Below are 24,022 nucleotides of genomic sequence, written 5' to 3'. Positions count from 1 at the left end.
CGGACGCGCCCTCATGACCGATCCCCTCGCGCTCCCCGTCCGCGTCGCCCTGGCCCGCCGCGTCGACACCGTCCCCGCGGCCGACGCGCTCCCCGGCGGGTGCGCGTACGAGCCCAAGTTCGACGGGCACCGCATGGTCGTGCTGACCGACCCGGTGCGTCTGCAGACCCGCTCCGGCCGCATCGTGACCGCCACCTTCCCCGAGATCGCGGAGGCCGCCGGGGCGCTGCCGCCGGGAGTCGTCCTCGACGGCGAGGTCGTCATCTGGCGGGACGGCCGCATCGACTTCGGCGCCCTCCAGCGCCGCGCCCTGCGCGGTTCCCGCCGCGGACCCGTCCTCCCCGCCAACTACGCCGCCTTCGACCTGCTCGCCGCCGCCGGCACCGACCTGCGCGGCCGCCCCTACGACGAGCGCCGGGCCGCCCTCGTCGCCCTGCTGGCGCCGCTCGGGCCGCCGCTGCAGGCCGTACCCATGACCACCGAACGGGACGAGGCCGTCCACTGGTACGCCTCGCTCGCCCCGGCCGGCATCGAAGGGCTGGTCGTCAAGGGCCGCGCCCAGCGCTACCGCCCCGACCGCCGCGACTGGCTCAAACTCCGCCACGCCGTCCCGCAGGACGCCGAAGCGCTGGGTTTCACCGGCACCCCCCGCGCCCCGCGTGCCCTGGTGCTCGACCTCGGCGACGGCCCCTTCGTCTCCGCGCCGCTGGACGCCCCCCGCCGCGCCGACCTCGCCGCCCTCCTCGGCACCCCACCGCCCTCGGCCACCGCCGCCCTCGACGACGGCACCCCCTACCGCCTGCTCCCTGCACCCCTGCCCGTCGAGATCCTCCAGGGCGAGGGCCGTCACGCCCTCACCACGGTGCTCCGCCTCCGCCCCGACGCGTGACCGCGAGTCGGACCTCACCGGACTGCCCCGGAAAGGCCGTTGAGCAGTGGCCGGCGCGGGAATACCATGACGCGTCGCCGCTCGGCCCGTCGCGCGCGACTTCCCCCGGTTTCCAGGAGACCCCTTCCGGCATGCGCGCGTTCCTCCAGGCCCTCCGGCTGCTTGTGCTGCTGCTCGGCTTCTACGTCATGGTCGTCGGCCTGCTCGCGTCGATCGTCGTCGCGGACGTCGTCCTCACCGGCGTCGCGCTGCGACAGGGCTACGTGACCTTCCTGTTCCTGGGCATCAGCGTCGCCTTCGCCTCACCGCTGGTGTCGGGCCTGGTCGCCTCCGTCCGCGGCGTCAACCGCCACCGGCCCGCCGGGGTGCGGGTGACCGCGGACGAACAACCGGAGCTGTGGGCGCGTGTGCGCCGGGTGGCCGAGGCCATGGAGACGACGGCGCCCGTCGAACTCTGGCTCGTGGCGGAGCCGATGGCGGCCGTCTGGCAGAGCTCCTGGGTGCTCGGGCTGGTCCCCGGGCGCCGGCGGATGGTGCTGGGCATCCCGTACCTGACCGGGCTGACGGAACGGCAGATCGACGCGGTCATCGCCCACGAACTCGGCCATTTCGCGCGGCGCGACACCCTCCTGGCGGGGCTGGCCGCCCGCAACCGCGCAGGCCTGATGAGGGTCCTGGAACGGTACGCCGAGGACGGCAACGGCATCGGCCACGCGATCGGCTCACTGTTCGCCGGCTACGCCCGCTTCTGCCTGCGGACGACGCAGGCCCAGGCACGCCTCGGGGAACTCGCCGCGGACCGCGCCGCCGCACGGATCGCCGGACGGGACACCACTGCCGCCGCCCTGCGGCGGATCCCGCTGCTCGACGCCGCGCACACCCGCTACGTCCGGGAGTACGCCGGCATCGGCACCGCGCTCGGCCTGCTCCCTCCGGCCGAGGAGGTGCACCCCGGCTTCGCCGCGTTCCTGGCCGGCGCCACCTGGCGGGAGGAGGAGCGGCGGCTGATCGCCGATCCGCCCCGGGAGCGGACCTCGCCCTACGACTCGCACCCCCCGATGCGCGAGCGGGTCGCGGCGATCGAGGCGCTGCCCGCGGACACCGCCGGGACGTTCCCCGCAGAGCCGTCACCGGCGGGCACCGGACTGCTGGAGGATCCCGTGGGAACCGGCGCCCGCACAGTGACGGCGCTCCCCGGGAGCGCAGAGCTGCGGCAGCTGCCCTGGCGGGACCTGGCCGCCGAGGTGGGGAGGGCGGAACTCGCCGCCGAGACGACGCCGGTGCTCCGGGCCGCCCGCGCGGTCCTGCGCACCACCGCGGACCTCGGGATGCTGCTGGACGCCCTCGACGCGGGGCGCTGGCCGGAGGTCGTCGACTGCATGCCGCGCCCCGGCCACGGGGGACACATGCTCCTCGACGACTCCCTGCGGGCGCGCGCCCGCGCCGATGCCGCGGACGGGCTGTACTCCCTGGTGCTGATGTCCCTGGTCGAGGACGGCCGGGCGCGCTGGGAACTGGACTGGGAACGCGGCAGGCACCTGGAGTTCGGAGAGGGCGTCCACGCCGCCCTGGACCGTGCCGTGGACGCCGCGATGTCCCCGCAGGACGGAGCCGGACCGGACAGCTCGGGCCTCCGGGAACTCCTCGGGCTGCCCGCGGACCGGGCACCGGCTCAGCCCTGAGACGCCGCCGGCACCTCGCGGGTGCGGGTCCAGCGGAGCAGGGTGTCCGCGTCCCAGGTGTTGACCACCCGCTCCGGGGGGACGCCGCACTCCTCGGCGCGGGCGCAGCCGAAGATCTGCCAGTCCAGCTGGCCGGGGGCGTGGGCGTCGCTGTCGATGCTGAAGAGAACCCCGGCCTCCACGGCCTTGCGCAGCAGCCGCCGCGGCGGGTCCAGCCGGTCCGGGCGGCTGTTGATCTCCACCGCCACCCCGAAGCGTTCGCACGCCGCGAAGACCAGGTCCGCGTCGAACTCCGACTCCGGGCGGAGCTTGCCCGCCACCAGGCGTCCCGTGCAGTGCCCGAGCACGTCCACCAGCGGATTGCTGATCGCGGAGATCATGCGCCGGGTCATCTCGTCCGGCCCCATCCGCAGCTTGGAGTGGACGGACGCGACGACGACGTCCAGCCGGTCCAGCAGCTCCGCGTTCTGGTCGAGTGCCCCGTCCGCGAGGATGTCGCACTCGATGCCGGTGAGCAGCCGGAAGGAGTCCGGCAGGCGTTCGCCGAGTTCGGCCACCACCGCCAGTTGGGCGCGCAGCCGCTCCGCGGTCAGCCCGCGGGCCACGGTCAGCCTGGGGGAGTGGTCGGTGAGCGCCGCCCACGCGTGGCCGAGCTCCGAGGCGGTGCGGGCCATGGTCTCGATCGGGCTGCCCCCGTCGGACCAGTCGGAGTGCAGATGGCAGTCGCCGCGCAGTGCGGCCCGCATCCGCTGCCCGGCGCCGCCCTCGGGCCGCGGGACCGCGTCCGCGGTGCCCTCGGCCAGCCGGGTGAGGTAGGCGGGCCGCTCGCCCGCCAGTGCCTCCCGGACGGCGGCGGCGGTCTTCGGGCCGAGCCCCCTGACCTCCTCCAGACCGCCCGGCCGCTCCGCGCGCCGCCGGAGTTCGTCCGGCGGCATCGCGGCGACCGCGGCGGAGGCGCCGCGGAAGGCACGGACCCGGTAGGTCGGGGCGCCGTCCCGTTCCAGCAGGAAGGCGATCCGGTCCAGCGCCTCGACGGGGTCCATGCCTCCAGGATCAGGTCTTGTTGCGGAACCTCGCCACCGCCAGCGGCGCCGTGATCACCGTGATGCCCACGGCCCACATCACCGTCATCATCACCGAGTGCGCGACGGCACCGCCGTTGATGAGGTTGCGCGAGGCGTCGGCGAGGTTGGACAGCGGGTTGTAGCGGGTGAAGCCCTCCAGCCAACCCGGCATGGTCGTGGGCTTGGCGAAGATCGAGCTCCCGAACTGCAGCGGCAGGACGACGATCATGGCGAGTCCCTGGACGGACTGGGGGGTCCGGGCGACCAGACCCAGGAGGATGAAGACCCACATCAGCGAGGCCCCGAAGGCCAGCGACAGCACCACCGCGCAGAGCAGTCCGAAGACGCCGTTGTCCAGGCGCAGGCCCAGGATGAGGCCCATCGCGAAGAGGATCACCGTGGCGACCAGCGACCGCCCGATCTCGACGACGATCTTCGCGATCAGCACGGAGGACCGGGCGATCGGCATGGTCCGGAAGCGGTCCATCACCCCGGTCTTGAAGTCCGAGTTGACGCCCGTGCCGACGGCCATCGCGATGTTCATGCCCATCATCGCCATCAGGCCGGGCACGATGTAGTTGACGTACTTCTCCTGGCTGCCCTCGAGCGCGCCGCCGAAGACGTACACGAAGAGCAGCGTGAAGACGATCGGCATCAGCAGCGCGTCGAACATCGACTCCGGGTCCTGCCGGATCTGCAGGACGTTGCGCCGCACGAGGGCGCCGATGTGGCGCAGGTTGGCGCGCAGCCCGATCCGCGGATCGGCGGTCGCGGCCTTGGTGCTCCCCGCGGGGACGGTGACGGCGGTCATGCCGCGAGCTCCTCTCGGTCCCGGGTGCCGCTGCCGCGCGTGACGGCCAGGAACACCTCGTCCAGGCTGGGCAGATGGGTGTCGATGCCGGCGATCGCGAAGCCGTGCGCGCCGAGCGCGGCCACGACCTCCGTCAGTTGTCCGTCGCTGAGGATCGGCACGTTGAGCACCCCGCCCGCGTGGTCCGGTACCGCCCGCGTCCCCGTGCCGAGGGCCGTCGCCATCGCGTCCAGCGTGCCCGGGTCCACCGGCCGCACCTGCAGCGTCCGGCCGCCGACCTTCGCCTTCAGCTCCTCGACCCGGCCGCCGGCGATCACCCGGCCCCGGTCGATGACCGTCAGCTCGTGCGCGAGCTTCTCGGCCTCCTCCATGTACTGCGTGGTCAGCAGCACGGTCGAGCCGTCCGTGACCATGTTCTGCACCTCTTCCCACACCTCGTTGCGGGTGCGGGGGTCGAGACCGGTCGTCGGCTCGTCCAGGTACAGCACCGCGGGGCGTCCGATCATGGACGCCGCCAGGTCCAGGCGGCGGCGCATACCGCCCGAGTACTGCTTGGCGGGCTTGCGGGCGGCGTCCGTCAGCGAGAACCGCTCCAGCAGTTCGTCCGCCCGGCCGCGGGCGGCCCGCCGGGACAGGTCCAGCAGCCGGCCGATCATGTAGAGGTTCTCGCGGCCCGACAGGGACTCGTCGACCGACGCGTACTGCCCGGTCAGTCCGATCACCCGGCGCAGCTGCCGGGGCTGCGCCATCACGTCGTAGCCCGCCACCGTCGCCGTGCCGGCGTCCGGCCGGATCAGCGTGGACAGGATCCGCACCAGCGTCGTCTTCCCGGCGCCGTTCGGCCCCAGCACGCCGAGTACGGTCCCCTGCCGCACGTCGAGGTCCACCCCGTCGAGGGCCTTCGTCTCCCCGTAGCGCTTCACGAGCCCCCGCACCCTGACGGCGGTCTCCGCGCTCTTGGCATCCCGTTGTGTCATGACCTCACCTTCGCGGGGCCCACCGACACGGCGCCGACATATCGCCGACAGCCTCACCGACACGTCGCCGACAGCCCCATCGACAGGTCCTCGGAAGGCGGTTGACGCGGGCATGCGCAGGCGGATTGAATCGCCCTCCCGTGCAGGCCGGAGGACCAGCGCACCCGGCGAGAGTGAGGAAGCACCGTGTCCGTGCCATCCCCGGGGACGGCGGCTTTGCCACCGCCCCCGACCCCCGCCGTCCTCTCCTGGACGGATCCGCGGCCGATGGGGAGGGCGGCGCAGGCGTTCATCGCCGCGCAGTGCCTGTCGCAACTCGGCGTGGGCCTCGTCGGCGGAACCCGGTGGGAGTACTACCCCGTGGCCGTGACGCCCCTGGTGGCCCTCTTCATCGGCTCGGTCGTCACCTTCATCCGCTGGTTCCGGCAGTGCCGGGTCAACGCGGCGCTTCTCGCGCCGGGTTCGCAGAAGTACGCCCCCGGCCTCGCCGCCGGGGCCTGGTTCATCCCCTTCGTCATGTTGTGGGTGCCGCGCCGGATGGCCGTCGACATCGCGCGGGCGAGCGGGGTCAGGGGAGCGGCCTGGCTGGTCAACGCGTGGTGGGCGGCCTGGCTCGTCAGGACGCTGGCGCCGGGGGTCGCGGGGGGAGGCGCCGGTTTCTCGCGCGTGGAGGTGGCGGCCGCGCTCGTCGCGGGCGTCCTGGTGGTGGTGCTGATCCAGCGGATCACCGCCGCCCAGGTGGCCCGGGCCGCCGGCTGAGCGCACCGGGGAACGCCGGAGGGGGACGCGCATCGCGCGTCCCCCTCCGGCATCGGCCCCGCGGGGCCTACGTGGTGACCGACACCAGCCGCTGCCCCTGCGACGTGACGACGTCGAACCGGGAGATGTCGTCGGGCTGCATCCCCGCCGACCCGTCGAGGGTCAGCGGGTTGGGCTGGTCGGAGGTGCCGTACCCGGCGGTCGGGACGCTCCAGGTGCCGACCGTCTGCTGGGAGCCGTCCTTGCCGACGACGACCAGGCGGCAGGTCAGCGGGCCCTGGACCCCGGCGAGGGTGAGCCCGACCTCGCTGCCCCACTTCTTCTCGTTGACGCCGACCGTCGCCTTGACGCCCGTGGAGTTGTCGGCGCCCTTGAACTGCTCCGCGTAGACCCTGTCCTGGGCGTCGTCGGAGCCGCCGCCGGAGGCGACCACCGCGATGGCGGGGCCCGCGATGATCAGCGCCACCGAGGCGGCGAGCGCGAACATCCTGCGCCGGGCGCGGGTCTTGCGGTCGTCGGAGACCTTGCCGAGGAGGCGTCCGAGCACCTTGTCGCCGCTGGGCGGGACGGGCACTCCGGCGCCGGCGGGAGCGAGTTCGGCGAGTACCGGCACGAGGCCGCTCAGCTCGTCGAGTTGCTGTCCGCACTGGTGGCAGATGGCGAGATGTTCCTCGAAGCGCGCCATGTCGGCGTCGTCGAGGACGCCGAGGACGTACGCCCCGACGTCGACATGTGGGTCGTGGGGGGCACCTGCCCCGGAGCCGTAACCGTAGACCGTCACGAGGTGGTCACACCCCTTTCCTCAAGAGCGATTTTCAGGGAGCGGAGGGCGTAGAAGACGCGCGAGCGCACGGTGCCGGGCGGTACCCCCAGCGCCGCCGCGGCCTCGTTGACCGTCCGGCCCTTGAAGTACGTTTCGATCAGCACCTGGCGGTGGGCCTCGGTGAGATCATCCAGTGCGTCGGAGATCGTCATCAGCCTCAGGGAGCGTTCGAGTTCGTCCTCGGCCGGGAGCTGGTCGAGGGCGGCCGGGGAGGCCTCCGGGGGCCGTGCCTGGCGGCTGCGATGGCCGTCGATCACGATCCGCCGGGCGACCGTCACCAACCAGGGCCGCAGGGAGCGGGCGCCCGGGTCGAGCCGGGACGCGCTCTTCCACGCGCGCAGGAGTGTCTCCTGCACGACGTCCTCGGCCAGGTAGCGGTCACCGCCGACCAGCCGAAGAACGTATGCGAAGAGCGCGCCCGCGTGTTCGCGGTAGAGCGCCCGCATGAGGTCCTCTTCGGGGACCCCACCTGAGCGATGGTCGGCCACGAGCGCATCCTGCCCTACTGATCGCTGGGGGTCGAGTCCTCTCAATGCCTGCTGTCCCATCAGTACCCGTCTGACCCGTTCTCGGTGGAGGCGCTCTTCGGCTGCGCGGGCGCCCCGGCCTTCGCGCCGTCCGGGGTGGCCGCGTACCAGGCGCGGTTCGCGCCCTGGCCCTTGGTGTCGCCCGGGTTCTTGTCGCCCGCGAAGTGGTAGAGCGGCATTCCGTTGAGCGTGAGCTGCATCGTGCCGTCGGGGCGCTTCACGCTGCCGACCAGGTTCTGGTCCACGCCCTGCACCTGTGTGTCCGAGACCGCCGCGGCCGGCTGCCACTGGGTCGCGCATTCGCCGGTGCAGTTCGAGGTCGGCGGGTTGGGCTTGTCCTTCTCGAAGCGGTACAGCACCCAGCCCTTCTCGTCGGTGACCAGCTTGCCGAGCTGGGCGTTGTCGACGGTCCTGAGGCCGGGTGACGACTGCGCGGGCTGCGACGCCTGGATCGCGCCCACCGGGGGACTGGCGCTGTCGGCGCCCGCGTTGCAGGCGGTGGCGACGATCAGCATCGCGGCGGCGAAAGCGCCCGCCGTGACCGATCGACGCAACTTCGGAACGTTCATGCCAAAGCCCCCGGCATTGTCTGGTCGGTGTGCTCCGCCCCTGGTGGGCGGTTGCCAACTCATACGTGGGTGAGGGCCGGTGTACTCAACGTCCCCAGAAAAAACTTCCGCCCCGGGGAGGGGGTGCCCGGGGCGGAAGCCGGCGGTGGGTCACACCGCCTCAGGGGGAAGTCGCGCGTGGTGCCGCGACAGGTCGGGGGAGGGTCAGTGGAAGCTGTGCTCCGGGGCCGGGTACGCCCCGCCCACGACGTCCTCGGCGAAGGCCCTGGCCGCGCCGCCGAGGGTCTCGCGCAGCGCCGCGTACTGCTTCACGAAGCGCGGCACCCGGCCGGCGGTCATCCCGGCGAAGTCCGTCCACACCAGCACCTGGGCGTCGCACTCCACGCCCGCGCCGATGCCGACCGTCGGGATGTGCAGGATCCGGGTGACCTCCGCGGCCAGCTCGGCCGGGACCAGCTCCAGGACCACGGCGAAGGCGCCGGCGTTCTGCACGGCCTTGGCGTCCCGCAGCAGCTGCTGCGCCGCCTCCTCGCCCCGGCCCTGGACCGGGTAGCCGCCGAAGGCGTTGACCGACTGCGGGGTGAGGCCGATGTGGGCCATCACGGGGATGCCGGCCTGGACGAGCAGCTCGATCTGCTGGGCGGAGCGCTCGCCGCCCTCCAGCTTCACGGCGCCGACCCCGGCCTCCTTGACCAGCCGGGTCGCGCTGCGCAGCGCCTGCGTCGGGCCCTCCTGGTACGAGCCGAACGGCAGGTCGCCGATGACCATCGCGCGCTTGGTGCCGCGCACGACGGCGGCGGACAGCATCGTCATCTCGTCCAGGGTGACCGGGACGGTGCTGTCGTAGCCGAGGTGACAGTTGCCCATCGAGTCGCCGACCAGCAGCACGGGGATGCCGGCCTCGTCGAAGACCGAGGCGGTCATGGCGTCGTAGGCGGTGAGCATGGGCCACTTCTCGCCGCGCTCCTTGGCGGCGGCGATGTCCCGGACGGTGATCCGCCGCGTGCCCTTGCCGCCGTACAGCGCCTTGCTGCTGTCGGGAGCGGGCTGGGCGGGCGTCTGGGCAGCCGGAACGGCATGCGTCATTGCAACGGCTCCTTGTGTCATCTCGAGGCGCCCTGACGGCGTCCCCGGACCGGTTCCATGCTGACACGCGCCGCCGTCCGCGCAAAGGGGGACGTCCGCCACTCCCCCTTTTGCCGAGGTTTTACAATACGATACGGGACCGTATCGGAAATGGGGTCTACCTTGACGGCATGCCCGCCGACATAGCGAAGCCGCAGCCGCTCAGCGTCCCCGAGGCCGTCCACCGCCGCCGCTGGGGGATCCTGACCGTCCTGCTGTTCAGCCTCCTCGTGGTCGTCCTGGACAACTCGATCCTCAACGTCGCGATGAAGACCATCGCCGAGCCCGCCCCGACCGGCCTGGGCGCCACCCAGAGCCAGCTGGAGTGGGCGATCAACTCCTACACGCTGGTCTTCGCCGGACTGCTGTTCACCGCCGGCCTGCTCGGCGACCGCCTGGGCCGCAAGAAGGTGCTCCTCTTCGGCATGGCGGTCTTCGGCGTCGGATCGGTGCTGTCGGCGTTCGCCGGCTCCTCGGGCGAGCTGATCGCCTTCCGGGCGGTGATGGGCTTCGGCGGCGCCTTCGTCATGCCCGCCACCCTCGCGATCATCATCAACGTCTTCGAGCGCGAGGAGCAGCCCAAGGCGATCGGCATCTGGACCGGTGCCGTGGGTCTGGCCATAGCCATCGGCCCGGTCACCGGCGGACTGCTGCTCGACCACTTCTGGTGGGGTTCGGTCTTCCTGGTGAACGTGCCGATCATCGCGGTCGCCCTGGTGGCGATGGTCCTCCTCGTGCCCGACTCGCGCGACCCCCGGCCGGGCCGGCTGGACCCCCTCGGCGTGCTGCTCTCCATCGTCGGCCTGGTGCTGCTGGTGTACGGGATCATCAAGGGCGGCCAGCTCGCCGACTTCACCGCCCCCGCGGCATGGACGACCATCGTCGGCGGTCTCGCGGTCCTCGGGGCCTTCGTCTGGCACGAGGCCCGCAGCAGCCACCCCGCCTTCGACGTGTCGTACTTCCGCAACCCGACCTTCTCGGCCTCGGTCTCCGCGATCGGCCTGGTCTTCTTCGCGCTCATGGGCGTGACCTTCTTCATGGTCTTCTACACCCAGAGCGTGCGCGGCTACAGCGCGCTGGAGTCCGGCCTGCTGCTGCTTCCGCTCGCCATCGCCCAGCTCGTCTTCGCGCCCCGCGCCCGGCTGGTCGTCGACCGCTTCGGCGCCCGCGCCACCTGCGCCACGGGCCTGGGGCTGATCGCCCTGTGCTTCCTCGGCTTCCGGCTGCTGACGGCCGACAGCGAGATCTGGGTGCTCGAGGTGCTCTTCTTCCTCATGGGCACGGCCATGGCGCACGTCATGCCGCCGGCGACCGTCGCGATCATGTCCTCCCTGCCGCGCGAGAAGGCCGGCTCGGGCTCCGCGGTCAACAACACCTTCCGGCAGGTCGGCGGCGCGCTCGGCGTGGCAGTCCTGGGCTCGCTGATGTCCGCGGTCTACCGTGACGGCATCGAAGACCATTTGAGCGGCCTCCCCGCCGGGGTACGGCACCAGGCCGGCGAGTCCATCGAGGCCACTCGCGCCGTGGCCGAGCACCTCGGGCCGCAGGGCAAGGCCCTGCTCGCCCCCGCCACGGACGCCTTCCTGGACGCCATGCACATCACGGCCTACGCCTCGAGCGGCGTCGCGCTGCTCGGCATGCTCGTCGTCCTGTTCTTCCTGCCCGGAAAGACGCCCGGGACCCGCCCCGCGGACGGCGGGGAACGCGAGGCCAGCGCGGTGGGGGCCGAGCGGTGACCGCGACCCGGGCGACGACGGGACCGGCCGACGACGCGGTCGGCGGTCCCTCCGTACGCGTGCCGCGCGGCCGCCCGCGCAGCGCCGCCGCCGACAACGCGATCATCGAGGCCGTCCTCAGCCTGCTGGAGGAGGGCGCCACGATCGGCGAGCTGTCGATGGAGCGCATCGCCCGCGCCGCCGGGGTCGGCAAGGCCACCGTCTACCGGCGGTGGCCGGGCAAGAACGCGCTGATGCTCGACGTCATGAAGTCGGTCGACGAGCAGACCCCGGAGCTCGCCGGGCGCTCGGTCCGCGACGACCTGGTCACCTGCGTCGAGTTCATACGGCGCAGGGCGCTGGTGAAGCGCTCGTCGGCCCTGCTCCGGAACGTCCTCGCCCAGGTCCAGAACGAGCCCGAACTGTGGGCCGCCTACCACGACACCGTCATCGCGGCCCGGCGCGCCCAGGTCCACGAGGTCCTGCGGCGCGGCGTCCGCACCGGCGAACTGCGCGCCGACATCGACCCGGAGCTGCTCGGCGACCTCTTCATCGGACCGATGCTGTCCCGTTCGATGCTCCGGCCGGAGGCCGCCCTGCCCGAAGGGCTGTCCGAGCTGGTCGTGGACTCGGTGCTGGAGGGCGTCCGCGCCGGACGGTGAACAGATGCGGGAACAGGAGGGAATGTCCGGGTTCTGTCACAGGGAGGCCTTCCGCGGGGCCCTGGCGGAACCTCTCGCCCCGCGAGTCCCGTCCTCCGTCCGTCGATCCCCTAAGGTCGACTGAGCACCGCAAGACAGCAGTGAGGACCTCCCCCATGGCGCAGGCGTACGACGCGGACGTGACCACCGACAGCGGTTCCAAGCCGCAGGGTTCGGACGCGAGCGGACGCTTCGGACGCTTCGGGCGTTTCCGGAGGTTCGGGGACGGCATGTGGCGGCGGGGAATCGTCATCGCCGTACTGGCGGTCGCCGTCGCCGTGGTGATGGCCTTTCACGGATCCGTGCCCAACCGGGTGGGCAACCTGGGCAGTCTGCTGGAGACCTTCCTGCCGTGGATCGGGCTCGCGATCCCGTTGCTGCTGGTCGCCGGCCTGCTGCGGCGGTCGGCGACCGCGCTGATCGCCGGCCTGCTGCCGATCGTCGTGTGGCTGCACTTCTTCGGCGGGCTCGTGTCGGACAAGCACAGCGGCGGCGGCGACCTCACCGTGGTCACCCACAACGTCAACGTGGACAACCCCGACCCCGCCGGTACCGCGCGGGACCTCATCGCCTCCGGGGCCGACCTCGTCGCGCTGGAGGAGATCGCCGCCGGACAGGTCTCCGTCTACGAGTCCGCGCTCAAGGCCCGCTACCCCTTCCACTCGGTCCAGGGCACCGTCGGCCTGTGGAGCAGGTACCCGCTGACCGGGGTGCGGCCGGTGGACACCCGGCTCGGCTGGACCCGCGCGCTGCGCGCCACCGCCGCCACCCCGCACGGCAAGGTCGCCGTCTACGTCGCCCATCTGCCATCGGTGCGCGTCAAGTTCAACGCCGGCTTCACCGCCGGACAGCGCGACCGCAGCGCCGACGCCCTCGGCGAGGCCATCGCGGACGAGAAGCTGCCCGACGTCATCCTGATGGGCGACCTCAACGGCACCATGAACGACCGCGCGCTCGCCAACGTCACCTCCCAGATGCGCTCCACGCAGGGCGCGGCCGGGCGCGGCTTCGGCTTCAGCTGGCCGGCCGACTTCCCCATGGCCCGCATCGACCAGATCCTCGTCAAGGGCGCGGAGCCGACCGACTCCTGGGTGCTGCCCGCGACGAACAGCGACCACCGGCCGGTGGCGGCGAAGGTAGCGCTCTCGTAACGAGTTCTTCGCCTGCGGGAAGAATGGGCCGGGCAGACTTTGTTCCGTAGCTAAACTAATAGCTGCTGCGAAGCCCCCGACCCTGCTGCCCGGAAGGTCTCTCATGCCTCTCGCCCTGCTCGCACTGGCGATCAGCGCTTTCGGCATCGGTACGACGGAATTCGTGATGATGGGCCTGCTGCCCGACGTCGCGGACGACCTGCACACCTCCATCCCCACCGCCGGCTACCTCGTCTCCGGCTACGCCCTCGGCGTCGTCATCGGCGCCCCGCTGCTCGCCGCGGTCACCACGCGGATGCCGCGCAAGGCGCTCCTCATCTCCCTCATGGGACTCTTCACGGTCGGCAACACGCTGTCCGCGCTCGCCCCCGGCTTCGGCTGGCTGCTGGCCGGACGCGTACTGGCCGGGCTCCCGCACGGCGCGTTCTTCGGCGTCGGCGCGGTCGTCGCCGCGGGCATGGTCGATCCCGCGCGCAAGGCCCGCGCGGTCTCCCTGATGATCGCCGGACTCACCGTCGCGAACATCGTGGGGGTGCCCGCCGCGACCCTCCTCGGCCAGCACCTCGGCTGGCGGGCCACCTTCCTCTCCGTCGGCCTCATCGGCGTCGCCGCCATGGCGGGCATCGCCCTCCTCGTCCCCCGCATCCCGGTCGTTCCGGGCGGGGGCCTGCGCCGGGAGCTGTCGGCGTTCCGCAGCGGGCAGGTCTGGCTGGCACTGGCCACCACGATCTTCGGGTTCGCCGCGGTCTTCGCGATCTACAGCTACGTCACGCCGCTGCTCACCCGGGTGGCCGGCTTCGGGGAGAACAGCGTCACGATCGTGCTCGCGCTCTTCGGCGTCGGCGCGACGATCGGCAACCTCCTCGGCGGACGGCTGGCCGACCGCGCCATGCGGCCCGCGCTGCTCGGCGGGCTCGGCGCGCTGGCGGTGGTGCTGCTGCTCTTCACGGTCACCGCGCAGGCGCAGTGGAGCGCGGCGCTCACGGTCGTCCTGCTCGGGATCGCGGCGTTCGCGACCGGGTCGCCCATGATGATGCTCGTCATGGAGAAGGCCCGGCACGCCCCCGGGCTGGCCTCCGCCGCCAACCAGGCCGCGTTCAACCTGGCCAACGCGGGCGGCGCCTGGCTCGGCGGGGTCGTCATCGCCCGCGGCTTCGGCTACACCGCCCCGGCGGTGGCGGGGGCGGTGCTGGCGGTGACGGGGCTCGCGATCGCCGCGGCGGCGGGCCTGCTGGACCGGCGCGCGGGCGCGCGGGCGGCCTCCTCGTCCCGGGTCGTCGTGGCGTCCGACGCCGTGGTGCGGTCCGCGGAGCGGGTGGGCTGACGGCGGGCGCGCCGTTGGTTCCGTTTGTTCTGCCGGGTTGGCGGGGGCGGGGGCGGGGCGGTGCCGGCTGGTTCGGGTGGTTCGGCTGTTCAGCCGTCGTCGGCTCTCCCACCGTCTCGCTCCCTTCGGTCGCAAGGATGCGGGCTGCGGATGAGGGGGGTGGGGGGCGGGCCATCGCCGCGGTGTGCGGGCCGAGGTCGGCGGGGGTTCAGGCTCCGGAGCGGGGTGCCTTTCCAGTGGCGGGGTCTCGTGCCCGACCGCGCGTAGAGATGGCCGCTTCCACGCCTTTGCCGGGTGACGGGCGCGCCTGCCGTAACCGGCGTCTGCGGCTGATTCGGGGTGCTGGTGGGGGGTGGGCGGGACATCGGGCTCGCTTTCGCCGATATGTTCGGCGGAACAGAGCCCGATCTTTGAGTCAGGGAAGATCGGGCCCGCTTTCGCCGACTATGTCAGCGAAACAGAGCCCGATCTCGCAAAGCCACCCGCCGAGCCCGTCGCCCACAGGGGGAATCACCCGCAGACGCAGGTCACGGCGGGCGCGCCACCCACGAAGGGTGGGCGTGGCAACCAGCCATCTCTACCCGCGGACGGCAACGAGACCCGCGCCCATGAACAACCGGCCCCGCTCCGGAGCCTGAACCCCGGCCACCCACCGGCCCGCACACGCCCGACGAGAGCCGCCCCCACCCTCCCGTCCGCAGCCCGCCGCTTTGCGCCCGAAGGGCGCGAGACGAACCCGCACCCGACCACGGGCATCACCGCCCCAGCGCTGCCCCGCCCCAGCGCCGCCCCGCGCACAGAGCACCCAGCAGCCGAGAACGCCGACGGCGGACACCCGGGGCCCGACCCGGCGACCTGGCGCCCCGACGCCGCAAGGCTCCTGCGTTCGGGCAGGCCGCCCCCGGCGCCTACGCGTGCTCGCGCCAGCGATTCGTGATCGGGAGCCGCCGGTCCTTCCCGAACCCCTTCGCGGAGATCTTCGTCCCCGGCGGATACTGCCTCCGCTTGTACTCCGCCGTGTCCACCATGCGCAGCACCTTCGCGACGAGCTCCGCGTCGAACCCGGCGGCGACGATCGCGTCGCGCCCCTTGTCCTGGTCGACGTACATCGCCAGCATCCGGTCCAGGACGTCGTAGTCCGGCAGGGAGTCCGTGTCGACCTGGCCGGGCCGGAGCTCCGCGCTCGGCGGCTTGGAGATGGAGTTCTCGGGGATCGGCGGGGTCTGGCCCCGCTCCTCCGCCGCCTGGTTGCGCCACTTCGCGAGGCGGAAGACGGTCGTCTTGTAGACGTCCTTGATGGGCCCGTACGCACCGACCGAGTCGCCGTACAGGGTGGAGTAGCCGACTGCCAGCTCGCTCTTGTTGCCCGGGGCGAGGACGATGTGCCCCTCCTGGTTGGAGATGGCCATCAGCATCGTGCCGCGCAGCCGGGACTGCAGGTTCTCCTCCGCCAGCCCGGTCAGCCCCAGGGATCCCATGTAGGCATCGAACATGGGGGCGATCGGCACGGTGCGGAAGTTGAGCCCCGTGCGCCGCGCCAGCTCGGCGGCGTCGCCCTTGGAGTGGTCGGAGGAGTACCGCGACGGCATGGAGACGCCGTAGACGTTGGCGGCCCCGACCGCGTCGCAGGCGATGGCCGCGACCAGCGCGGAGTCGATGCCGCCGGAAAGTCCGATCAGTACGGAACGGAAGCCGTTCTTGGCGACGTACGCCCGCAGGCCGACGACCAGCGCGGTGTAGATCTCCTCGTCGTCGCCCAGCCGCGGGGCCTCGCCGCCCCGCACCTCCGGCTCGTACGCGGGCAGCGGCTCGGCCGAGAGGGTGACGTGCTCGATCTCCAGGCCGTCGTCGGCGATGCCGGCCGGCACCTTGGTGGCGTCCGCGGCGGGCAGGTCGAGGTCGACGAGCACGCAGCCCTCCTCGAACTGCGGGGCGCGGGCGATCACCTCGCCGTCCTCGGAGACGACGATCGAGTCGCCGTCGAAGACGAGCTCGTCCTGGCCGCCGATCATGGCGAGGTAGGCGAGGGTGCAGCCGGCCTCCTGGGCGCGCTTGCGCACCAGGTCCAGGCGGGTGTCGTCCTTGGCGACCTCGTACGGGGAGGCGTTGACGGAGAGCAGCAGCCCGGCCCCCGCGGTGCGCGTGGCGGGCACGCGGCCGCCGTCCTGCCAGAGGTCCTCGCAGATGGCGAGCGCGACGTCGACACCGTGCACCCGGATCACCGGAAGGGTGTCACCGGGCACGAAGTAGCGGAACTCGTCGAAGACGCCGTAGTTCGGCAGGTGGTGCTTGGCGAACTTCAGCACGACCTTCCCGCCGTGCAGCACCGCCGCGGCGTTCCGCGGCGAGCCGGCGGGCTGGCCGTAGCGGGGCTGGGCCTTCTCGCTGCGGTCGAGGTAGCCGACGACCACCGGCAGCTCCCCGAAGCCCTCGGCCGCCAGGCGCGCGGCGAGCGCCTCCAGGGCGGCGCGGCTGGCTTCGACGAAGGAGGAACGCAGGGCGAGGTCCTCGACGGGGTACCCGGTCAGCGCCATCTCGGGGAACGCCACCAGGTGGGCTCCCTGTTCGGCCGCGTGCCGGGTCCAGCGCACTACCGACTCCGCGTTCCCGGCGAGGTCGCCGACGGTGGAGTCGATCTGATTCAGGGCGAGGCGAAGTTGAGGCACGCCGCCCAGTGTAATCGTCAAATCGACGCGATGTCGTGGGCTGCGTGTGTGCCCTCGCGCACTCGGGCCCGGGAAGCCCTGCCGGACGCCCTCTTCCGGGCCTTTTCGGCGTCGGCCCCCTGTGTCAAGATCGAAAGGGTGCACCACAATGGTGGTGAGGGGTGCCCGGCGGTCCCGGCCACCGCCGAAACAGACCGGTAACGCCGTGACGTGATACTGGTCTGGCCCTCGCTCGAGCCGGCACGGACGACAGGCCCCCCATGACCTGTGAGGTTGGATAGCTATGGATAAGCAGCAGGAGTTCGTGCTCCGCACCCTCGAGGAGCGCGACATCCGTTTTGTGCGGCTGTGGTTCACCGACGTGCTGGGCTATCTCAAGTCGGTCGCCGTGGCGCCGGCCGAGCTGGAGCAGGCCTTCGACGAGGGCATCGGCTTCGACGGGTCGGCCATCGAGGGCTTCGCCCGGGTGTACGAGTCGGACATGATCGCCAAGCCCGACCCCGGCACCTTCCAGATCCTGCCGTGGCGCGCCGAGGCCCCGGGGACCGCCCGGATGTTCTGCGACATCCTGATGCCGGACGGCTCGCCGTCGTACGCCGACCCCCGCTTCGTCCTCAAGCGGTCCCTGGCCAAGGCCTCCGACCTCGGGTTCACCTTCTACACCCACCCCGAGATCGAGTTCTTCCTGCTGAAGAACCTGCCGCTGGACGGCAGCGTCCCGGTGCCCGCCGACAACTCCGGGTACTTCGACCACACCCCGCAGAACGTGGGCCAGGACTTCCGCCGCCAGGCCATCACGATGCTGGAGTCGATGGGCATCTCGGTGGAGTTCTCCCACCACGAGGGCGCCCCCGGTCAGCAGGAGATCGACCTGCGCTACGCCGACGCGCTGTCCACGGCCGACAACATCATGACCTTCCGCCTGGTCATGAAGCAGGTCGCGCTGGAACAGGGTGTGAACGCCACGTTCATGCCCAAGCCCTTCAGCCAGCACCCCGGCTCCGGCATGCACACGCACCTGTCCCTCTTCGAGGGCGACCGCAACGCCTTCCACGAGTCCGGTGCCGAGTACCAGCTGTCGAAGGTCGGCCGCTCGTTCATCGCGGGCCTGCTCCGGCACGCCGACGAGATCTCGGCGGTCACCAACCAGTGGGTCAACTCGTACAAGCGCATCTGGGGCGGCGCCAACCGCACCGCGGGCGCCGGCGGCGAGGCCCCGTCGTACATCTGCTGGGGCCACAACAACCGCTCGGCGCTCATCCGCGTGCCGATGTACAAGCCCGGCAAGACCGGCTCCACCCGCGTCGAGGTCCGCTCCCTCGACTCCGGCGCCAACCCCTACCTCGCCTACGCCGTCCTCCTGGCCGCCGGCCTCAAGGGCATCGAGGAGGGCTACGAGCTGCCGCCCGGCGCCGACGACGACGTGTGGGCCCTCTCCGACGGCGAGCGCCGCGCGCTGGGCATCCAGCCGCTCCCGCAGAACCTGGGCGAGGCCATCTCCCTCATGGAGCGCAGCGAGCTGGTCGCCGAGACCCTCGGGGAGCACGTCTTCGACTTCTTCCTGCGCAACAAGAAGCAGGAGTGGGAGGAGTACCGCTCCGAGGTCACGGCCTTCGAGCTCCGCAAGAACCTCCCGAACCTGTAGCCGCAGGTCAGCGGGGTCATCCCCGTACGACGTGATCCGGGCCGGCAGCGCGATGCCGCCGGCCCGGCGTCGTCTCATTCGCCCTGGGCCGCCTGTGGGCCGTCCGGCGCCGGGTCCGCAGCTTCGTAGAGTCTGTCGACGGCCCGGCGTGTCCGTCCGTCGCTGCTGGGCATCAAGTGCCTGTAGACGCGAAGCGTGAACCCCGCGCCGGTGTGACCCAGGTAGCTGCTCAGGGGGTAGTCAGCGGACCTGGTGCGCTGGCTCTCGCCCGCGCTATCGTCCGTGCCATCACGGGGGTGTGTGAGGTTATGGGGCGGAAGAGCAAGGTGCCAGGCATCATGCCCTGGTGGCTGTGGCTCATCTTTTGGGCGCAACTGGCTTTTGTGGCCTGGAACGTGATCCGGCCGACGGTTCATGTCAGCCTGGCCCTACTGGGACCACTGTTCTTCGCGACCGCCCTCAAGTGGCACCAAAGCCGCAGAATTGGGAGATAGCGGCGCCAGTGGTCTTCGTGTCGAAGGCCTCGGCAGCGCTACCAGACGGGTTGCACGACAGCGCTGTACGGCAGCGGAGTGCAGCAACCACCGCGTCCACCACTGACCGCCACCAGACCCAGGCGGCCGGCTGACGTGCCCAGCAGACCTCGGCGACCGTCGTGCCCATAGTTGGCATCGAGGGGATCGGGATCGGGCGTGCCACAGACGTGCCAGGTGAGGAGGGGCGAACGGGGACCCGCGGGGAACAGCGGTCACCGGGTCGCTTTGCCGCAGGTCAACGTCGGCCCAGGTGAGACAGGGTCCGCAGCCTCCGTCTTCCGAACTGGAACGCCGGCGGCGTTTCGGGCGCAGCCGGCTCTAGGCGCCCTTGGCTCGGTGGATGAGCTCCAGCGCAGCCGCCAATAGGCATGGGTTAATGTGCGCCTTGTGAGGGGGCAGGAATGGAGGACAAGCCGAAATGGCAGAATCATCCGGTCTGGTACCTGGTGTTCATAGTCCCGCAGCTCATGTTTGTGACCTAAGAGGACAACGCCATCAGTCGCTTTCTCGGGGCGTCGAGTCTCGTGCTGTGGGGATTCCTTTGCGGGCGCGAGTCGGCGAAGCGGGCCGCGTGGCGGAGGAGTACCGCTGAGGGAGGGGCCGCGGCGGATAAGAGACGCCAGTGGCGCGAAGGCCGCCGCATCACCTAGCCCGCAACCCGCGGTTCCGCAGCCGTGGTGCTGACATCCACCGATGACTGTGAAGATGGGGGTGGCGCTGTCCCGGTGGTCTGACCCGCCAAATGACCGACGCTTGACGCTCTATAGGAGTCGACCGTTCACCTGCGGTGACGCCCCGCAGGCGTGAAAATCGGTACAGGGGCTGTCCGCCGACGCCGCTTGATGTTTGGGCTGTGAGCCCGCATAGGAGTCTGGTGAGGGAGCCGTCCGAGGGGGCCGCACACTGTCGCCTTGAGCACGCCGATCAGCTTCTCCGTTACCCCTCTGGCTTCCCGGGCAGCCCCTGCCCGCACCAGCACAACAGGGGGCATGTCATGGAGGAGTTGAGAGAAGACCACGACGACGGAACGGTCGCGCGGGTCGCGGCGATCGACATCGCCAAGGCATCCGGGATGGTCTGCCTGCGCGTCCCGCACGACACCATCGAGGGCCGGCGCGTCCAGCAGGTCTGGACGGTCGCCTCGACCACCAACGCGATCCTGGAACTCGGTGACCGGCTGGTCTGCCAGGGCGTCGAGCGGGTCGTCATGGAAGCGACGGGCTCGTACTGGCGCCCGTTCTTCTACCTGCTGGAGGCCCGGGGTCTGGATTGCTGGCTGGTCAACGCGCGCGATGTGAAGAACGTCCCCGGGCGTCCGAAGACCGACAAGCTGGACGCGGTCTGGCTGGCCAAGCTCGCCGAACGCGGCATGGTCCGAGCCTCGTTCGTCCCGCCGAAGCCGGTCCGGCAGTTGCGGGACTTCACCCGCACCCGCACCGTGTTCGTCCAGGAACGCACCCGGCACAAGCACCGGGTGGACAAGGCCCTGCAGGACGCGCAGATCAAACTGTCCGGCGTGGTCTCGGACCTGTTCGGCGTGTCGGGCCGGGCCATGCTCGACGCTCTGGTCGCCGGCGAACGCAACCCCCGCGCTCTTGCAGAGCTCGCCAAGGGAAACCTGGTCAAGAAGAAGGCAGCCCTGGCCGAAGCCCTGACCGGGCAGTTCGAGGACCACCACGCACGACTGCTGCAGGTGCTACTGGGTACCGTCGACCACCTCACCGCCCAGGTCAACGAACTGGACCGACTCATCGCCCAGACCCTGGAAGAGATCGCCACTCCAGGCGACGGTCCGGGAGGAACCGGGACCGAACCGGCCGCTGACGGGGTGAGCGCGCGGGTCCTGGCCGAGCGGCTCGACGCCGTCCCCGGCATCGGTCCGGCCACCGCGCAGATCATCCTCGCCGAGATCGGCACGGATATGAGCCGCTTCCCCACCCCCGAGCACCTGGTGTCCTGGGCAAAGCTGTGCCCCCGGACCATCCAGTCCGGCGCGAAGAACACCACGGGGCCAGCCGGGCAGGGCAACCCCTGGCTCAAGGGCGCCCTCGGCGAGGCCGCCAACGCCGCTGCCCGCACCGACACCTTCCTCGGCGCCCGCTACCGGCGCATCGTCAAACGCCGCGGTCACGCCAAAGCCTTGGTCGCCGTCGCCCGCTCGATCCTCGTCATCACCTGGCACCTGATCAACGACCCAGACGCCTCCTACCGGGAACTCGGCTCCGACTGGCACAGGCGCCACCTCGACCCCGCCCGCAAAACCCGCGACCTCGTCCGCCAGCTCCAGTCCCTCGGCCACCAGGTCACCCTCGAATCCGCGACCGCCTGACCGGCCCCACCCGACATCCGGTCCGCAAGCGGCCCGGATGCTGCCGCCTGCCCTCCCGAAGATCGATTTTCCGATCAGCTTTATCAACGGCACCGGACGTAGGCACCCACGCGCGTCCCAGCGAATACGCTCCGATCAAGCAAGGACCCCTCCCAGGCCACGCTCGGATCGAACTTGTAAAGCGATGGTCTGGGTTCCCGGCCAAGCGTTGCGGGGCTAGGAGTAGCGACGGTATGGCGCGCACGAGCGGTACGGGGGAGCAGCGTGGGAACATGACCGAATGCCCGAGATATCGCCTCCGCCCTCATTCCCCTGGGCGCTCGCTCCACCCGACGTTGCCGCATGGCTTGAGGAACTGGCCGGAGACGGCCTTACGGGGTTTTTGGTACCGGCGATGCCCCATGCCGTGTGGGTGCTCAATGCCATGTACGAGCACGAGCAGGGGCCCGGCGACATCACCTACGACGAAGACGAACGGGCGCGCACCGCAGAGGGGACGGCCCAGCCGTGCATCCTCGCGGGCCTCGACCCCGCGGCGCTGGTGACCACTGGCGGCGGCCTCGGCCGCGCTGAACACCCTGGGAGGGGCTGGCGACGCCTGCGCTGGGCAGAACTTGCTCAGCGGAGCGGGGATCCAGTAGTGCCCGAAGGAATGTTCCCGTGCTACCGCTGCTTCCCCTCAGTCAGCAGGAACGGCAGTTGGCCGCTGGGTATCCAGCCACCCACCGAGGGCAGCTTGGATCGCGAGACCTGGGACCGGCTCATCGCGGTGCTCACCGAGCACAGCTCCCAAGGCGAGGACGCACGCTGCCTGGCTTACTACGGTGCGGTCATGTTCCCGGAGACGGACTTTGAAAGCCCCCAGGTCTGGGCCGGACGCCTGGGCGACGCCGGCGCCCTGTACGACAATCCGGAGGTCAACTGCAGTCCCTCCAATCTGTGGTCCGAAGACCGGTCGTGGGTGGTGTGTACTGACTGGGACCTGTGGGCCAGCAAGGTCGTTGGCCCCACACCGTTGATCGAAGCGCTACTGACCGATCCCTGGATCGAGGCACTGCGGCTGCCCTGGAATGCCTGAATCCCGCGCGGGCGCGATCAAGCGCTGTCGGCTACGTGCGGACCCATTCCGCGACTTCCGCGGCACCACGGCGGACGGCCCCATCCGGATCGTCGGCAAGAGCAGCGCACGCAGCAGAAACGGCAGGCCCCGCTTCACCTGGCGGCCAGGTCACATCGTGCGCGGCAGTCTGCAACCAATCGCCGTGATTGTCGTCAGCGCGAGCGACAGTACGGGCCACAAGCCGCACCGCGGCCAACGACCCCTGCCTCAAGAGGGCCTCGCGCAACAAGAAGCAGGAGAGGGAGGGGTACCGCTCCGCGGTCACGGCGTTCGAGCTCCGCGAGAACCTCCCAGTGGGAGCGGCGCGAAGGCCGGGCATCGACACGGCTCGGGGACGACCCGCGGCCGCATCCCTTCCGGTCGAGGTGCGCGCGTCCTCCGGACCACGCTCCCTACGGGGTCTTCACCGCGTCGGCGGGAGGTTGGCCGCGGTGTACTCGTCGGCGATGCCGAACACGCAGGCGCAACGGGGGCACTCCGCACGACCGAAGAGGTAGGTGATCCCGTGGGCCAGCCGGCGAGTCGTACAGGCGCGCCCAGTCCGTCACCCCCGTATTGAAGCGCCCCGGCGATCTCTGTCCAAGGCCCACGGGCGGCGGGTACGCGTTCCGCGGGCGGCGACGGCCCCTACCGGGCGAAGTGGTCCGTCAGCGCGTCGAGGACGGCCTGGACCGCCGGGGAGGTCCAGCGACCGCGGCGGCGGACCAGTTGGACGGGGACGTCGGGGAGGCGGGGTCCGGTGAGGGCGGTGAGGGTGCCCTCGTGCAGGGCGGTGCGGACGGTGGCGCGGGGGAGGACGCCCAGGCCGAGGCCGGCCGCCACGCAGGAGCGGGCGGCCTCGCTGCTGCCGAACCGGGTCAGCCGGGGCCGTGCCTCGGGCAGGCCCTGGAGTTCGCGCGCGACGCGGTCGCTGTAGGAGCAGCCCTCCTCGTGGAGGAAGAAGGTCTCCCGGGCGAGCTCCTCCCAGGTGACGGGCCGGTTCAGCGCGGCCAGCGGATGGCCGGGGGCGCTGATGAAGACCAGCGGTTCCGCGGCGAGGGGGCGGGAGGTCATGTCGGGCAGGCCGACGGTGTCCTCCAGCAGCAGGGCGACATCCAGCCGTCCGGCCCGCAGCCCCTCCACGGCCGTGCCGGTGCCGGGGGGGAAGAGGTGGACGTCGATGGCGGGATGGGTGCCGCGGAGGGTGGCGATGATCAGCGGTACGTGTGTGGAGCAGAGCGTGTCGCCCGCGCCGAGGGTGACGATCCCGCCCGTCCGGGCGTCCCCGGCCGCGGTCCCGCGCAGGCGCGTCTCCGCTTCGAGGACGTCCGCGGCCTCCGTCATCAGGCGCCGCCCGGCGGCGGTGAGTCGTGCGCCACGGGGCATCCGGTCGAAGAGCCGCACGCCGAGGTCCTTCTCCAGGGACTTGATCTGCGCCGTGACGGTGGACTGCGACAGATGGAGTTCGGCGGCCGCGCCGGTGAAGTTCTCCGTCCTGGCCAGGGTGAGGAACGTGGTGAGCAGTCGGGTGTCCACCGGTCGACCGTAGAGGGTGCCATCGGGTTCCTCAATCGCGGCGATGGGAATTCATCGTTTCCCTCGATGAGTCGCCTGTGGCAGCGTGGAGGGC

General features: G+C 71.4%; 19 protein-coding genes and 1 pseudogene. 10 read left to right on the top strand and 10 right to left on the bottom strand.

Features of this window, described 5'->3' with window-relative positions:
- The first annotated feature begins 13 nt into the window (after window positions 1-13).
- Window positions 14-889 (top strand): ATP-dependent DNA ligase, encoded by an 876-nt coding sequence (locus tag AB0F62_RS17035; protein ID WP_361798684.1) that lies wholly within the window; start codon window positions 14-16, stop codon window positions 887-889.
- A gap of 131 nt (window positions 890-1,020) precedes the next feature.
- On the top strand, window positions 1,021-2,571 hold the full coding sequence (locus tag AB0F62_RS17030) for a M48 family metallopeptidase (protein WP_361798681.1): 1,551 nt from the start codon (window positions 1,021-1,023) through the stop codon (window positions 2,569-2,571).
- On the opposite strand, the gene AB0F62_RS17025 is transcribed toward AB0F62_RS17030, so the two are convergent.
- Genes AB0F62_RS17025 through AB0F62_RS17015 form a run of 3 tightly spaced genes read right to left on the bottom strand, consistent with a single transcriptional unit; the run spans window position 2,562 to window position 5,423 of the window.
- Window positions 2,562-3,614: a PHP domain-containing protein gene (locus AB0F62_RS17025; RefSeq protein ID WP_361798678.1), complete on the bottom strand. Its 1,053-nt coding sequence runs from the start codon at window positions 3,612-3,614 to the stop codon at window positions 2,562-2,564. The two genes, AB0F62_RS17030 and AB0F62_RS17025, sit on opposite strands and share 10 nt — an antisense overlap.
- A 10-nt stretch (window positions 3,615-3,624) precedes the next feature.
- Window positions 3,625-4,446, bottom strand: a complete 822-nt coding sequence (locus AB0F62_RS17020; RefSeq protein ID WP_361798675.1) for an ABC transporter permease — start codon at window positions 4,444-4,446, stop codon at window positions 3,625-3,627.
- Window positions 4,443-5,423, bottom strand: coding sequence for an ATP-binding cassette domain-containing protein (locus AB0F62_RS17015; protein WP_361798672.1), 981 nt, complete (start codon window positions 5,421-5,423; stop codon window positions 4,443-4,445). The genes AB0F62_RS17020 and AB0F62_RS17015 overlap by 4 nt, the downstream gene beginning before the upstream one ends.
- 186 nt (window positions 5,424-5,609) lie before the next feature.
- Here AB0F62_RS17015 and AB0F62_RS17010 point away from each other — a divergent pair, with 186 nt between their 5' ends.
- Window positions 5,610-6,182: a DUF4328 domain-containing protein gene (locus tag AB0F62_RS17010; protein ID WP_361798669.1), complete on the top strand. Its 573-nt coding sequence runs from the start codon at window positions 5,610-5,612 to the stop codon at window positions 6,180-6,182.
- Between the two features lie 67 nt (window positions 6,183-6,249).
- Here AB0F62_RS17010 and AB0F62_RS17005 read toward each other — a convergent pair whose 3' ends face one another.
- From AB0F62_RS17005 to panB, 4 genes are all read right to left on the bottom strand, one after another.
- Window positions 6,250-6,963: a zf-HC2 domain-containing protein gene (locus tag AB0F62_RS17005; protein ID WP_361798666.1), complete on the bottom strand. Its 714-nt coding sequence runs from the start codon at window positions 6,961-6,963 to the stop codon at window positions 6,250-6,252.
- Entirely contained in the window at window positions 6,960-7,493 is a 534-nt protein-coding gene (locus AB0F62_RS17000) for a sigma-70 family RNA polymerase sigma factor (RefSeq protein ID WP_265737377.1), read from the bottom strand. The genes AB0F62_RS17005 and AB0F62_RS17000 overlap by 4 nt, the downstream gene beginning before the upstream one ends.
- A 59-nt stretch (window positions 7,494-7,552) precedes the next feature.
- Window positions 7,553-8,101 (bottom strand): hypothetical protein, encoded by a 549-nt coding sequence (locus tag AB0F62_RS16995; RefSeq protein WP_361798663.1) that lies wholly within the window; start codon window positions 8,099-8,101, stop codon window positions 7,553-7,555.
- 204 nt (window positions 8,102-8,305) lie between these two features.
- On the bottom strand, window positions 8,306-9,187 hold the full coding sequence (panB, locus tag AB0F62_RS16990) for a 3-methyl-2-oxobutanoate hydroxymethyltransferase (protein WP_361798660.1): 882 nt from the start codon (window positions 9,185-9,187) through the stop codon (window positions 8,306-8,308).
- Window positions 9,188-9,357: 170 nt separating this feature from the next.
- Here panB and AB0F62_RS16985 point away from each other — a divergent pair, with 170 nt between their 5' ends.
- From AB0F62_RS16985 to AB0F62_RS16970, 4 genes are all read left to right on the top strand, one after another.
- Window positions 9,358-10,962, top strand: coding sequence for an MFS transporter (locus tag AB0F62_RS16985; RefSeq protein ID WP_361798657.1), 1,605 nt, complete (start codon window positions 9,358-9,360; stop codon window positions 10,960-10,962).
- A 59-nt stretch (window positions 10,963-11,021) separates the two neighbouring features.
- The gene (locus AB0F62_RS16980) at window positions 11,022-11,603 is read left to right on the top strand and encodes a TetR/AcrR family transcriptional regulator (RefSeq protein WP_361798808.1); all 582 of its coding nucleotides are present in this window, start codon (window positions 11,022-11,024) and stop codon (window positions 11,601-11,603) included.
- Between the two features lie 155 nt (window positions 11,604-11,758).
- Entirely contained in the window at window positions 11,759-12,793 is a 1,035-nt protein-coding gene (locus AB0F62_RS16975; protein ID WP_361798654.1) for an endonuclease/exonuclease/phosphatase family protein, read from the top strand.
- A gap of 103 nt (window positions 12,794-12,896) precedes the next feature.
- A complete protein-coding gene (locus AB0F62_RS16970; RefSeq protein ID WP_361798651.1) occupies window positions 12,897-14,117 on the top strand; it encodes an MFS transporter in 1,221 nt (406 codons plus the stop codon).
- A 908-nt stretch (window positions 14,118-15,025) separates the two neighbouring features.
- Here the strand turns inward: AB0F62_RS16970 and AB0F62_RS16965 are convergent.
- A complete protein-coding gene (locus AB0F62_RS16965) occupies window positions 15,026-16,783 on the bottom strand; it encodes an NAD+ synthase (RefSeq protein WP_361798648.1) in 1,758 nt (585 codons plus the stop codon).
- Between the two features lie 283 nt (window positions 16,784-17,066).
- Here AB0F62_RS16965 and AB0F62_RS16960 point away from each other — a divergent pair, with 283 nt between their 5' ends.
- Window positions 17,067-18,428 (top strand): glutamine synthetase family protein, encoded by a 1,362-nt coding sequence (locus tag AB0F62_RS16960; protein ID WP_361798645.1) that lies wholly within the window; start codon window positions 17,067-17,069, stop codon window positions 18,426-18,428.
- Between the two features lie 74 nt (window positions 18,429-18,502).
- On the opposite strand, the pseudogene AB0F62_RS16955 reads toward AB0F62_RS16960, so the two are convergent.
- A pseudogene (locus AB0F62_RS16955) lies at window positions 18,503-18,661 on the bottom strand (integrase); the annotation flags it as partial.
- A gap of 1,297 nt (window positions 18,662-19,958) precedes the next feature.
- Here AB0F62_RS16955 and AB0F62_RS16950 point away from each other — a divergent pair.
- Window positions 19,959-21,293, top strand: coding sequence for an IS110 family transposase (locus AB0F62_RS16950; protein ID WP_361798642.1), 1,335 nt, complete (start codon window positions 19,959-19,961; stop codon window positions 21,291-21,293).
- A gap of 280 nt (window positions 21,294-21,573) precedes the next feature.
- Window positions 21,574-22,371 carry a hypothetical protein gene (locus AB0F62_RS16945; RefSeq protein WP_361798639.1) on the top strand — a complete coding sequence of 266 codons (798 nt, stop codon included), beginning with the start codon at window positions 21,574-21,576 and terminating at the stop codon, window positions 22,369-22,371.
- Window positions 22,372-23,040: 669 nt separating this feature from the next.
- On the opposite strand, the gene AB0F62_RS16940 is transcribed toward AB0F62_RS16945, so the two are convergent.
- Complete coding sequence (locus tag AB0F62_RS16940) at window positions 23,041-23,928, bottom strand: LysR family transcriptional regulator (RefSeq protein WP_361798636.1); 888 nt, start codon at window positions 23,926-23,928, stop codon at window positions 23,041-23,043.
- Between the last annotated feature and the right edge of the window lie 94 nt (window positions 23,929-24,022).

The sequence above is a fragment of the Streptomyces sp. NPDC026673 genome (assembly GCF_040638135.1).
In the GTDB taxonomy this organism is placed as follows: Bacteria; Actinomycetota; Actinomycetes; order Streptomycetales; family Streptomycetaceae; genus Actinacidiphila.
Note: the sequence above shows the minus strand (reverse complement) of the source record. Positions and strands in the feature narration are given on the sequence as shown.

Coding starts and splice junctions, on each gene's coding strand:
- AB0F62_RS16950 (WP_361798642.1), top strand. CDS start 19,959: ATGGAGGAGTTGAGAGAAGACCACGACGACGGAACGGTCGCGCGGGTC.
- AB0F62_RS16975 (WP_361798654.1), top strand. CDS start 11,759: ATGGCGCAGGCGTACGACGCGGACGTGACCACCGACAGCGGTTCCAAG.
- AB0F62_RS16970 (WP_361798651.1), top strand. CDS start 12,897: ATGCCTCTCGCCCTGCTCGCACTGGCGATCAGCGCTTTCGGCATCGGT.
- AB0F62_RS16960 (WP_361798645.1), top strand. CDS start 17,067: ATGGATAAGCAGCAGGAGTTCGTGCTCCGCACCCTCGAGGAGCGCGAC.
- AB0F62_RS17035 (WP_361798684.1), top strand. CDS start 14: ATGACCGATCCCCTCGCGCTCCCCGTCCGCGTCGCCCTGGCCCGCCGC.
- AB0F62_RS17015 (WP_361798672.1), bottom strand. CDS start 5,423: ATGACACAACGGGATGCCAAGAGCGCGGAGACCGCCGTCAGGGTGCGG.
- panB (WP_361798660.1), bottom strand. CDS start 9,187: ATGACGCATGCCGTTCCGGCTGCCCAGACGCCCGCCCAGCCCGCTCCC.
- AB0F62_RS16945 (WP_361798639.1), top strand. CDS start 21,574: ATGCCCGAGATATCGCCTCCGCCCTCATTCCCCTGGGCGCTCGCTCCA.
- AB0F62_RS16985 (WP_361798657.1), top strand. CDS start 9,358: ATGCCCGCCGACATAGCGAAGCCGCAGCCGCTCAGCGTCCCCGAGGCC.
- AB0F62_RS16995 (WP_361798663.1), bottom strand. CDS start 8,101: ATGAACGTTCCGAAGTTGCGTCGATCGGTCACGGCGGGCGCTTTCGCC.
- AB0F62_RS17020 (WP_361798675.1), bottom strand. CDS start 4,446: ATGACCGCCGTCACCGTCCCCGCGGGGAGCACCAAGGCCGCGACCGCC.
- AB0F62_RS17030 (WP_361798681.1), top strand. CDS start 1,021: ATGCGCGCGTTCCTCCAGGCCCTCCGGCTGCTTGTGCTGCTGCTCGGC.
- AB0F62_RS17025 (WP_361798678.1), bottom strand. CDS start 3,614: ATGGACCCCGTCGAGGCGCTGGACCGGATCGCCTTCCTGCTGGAACGG.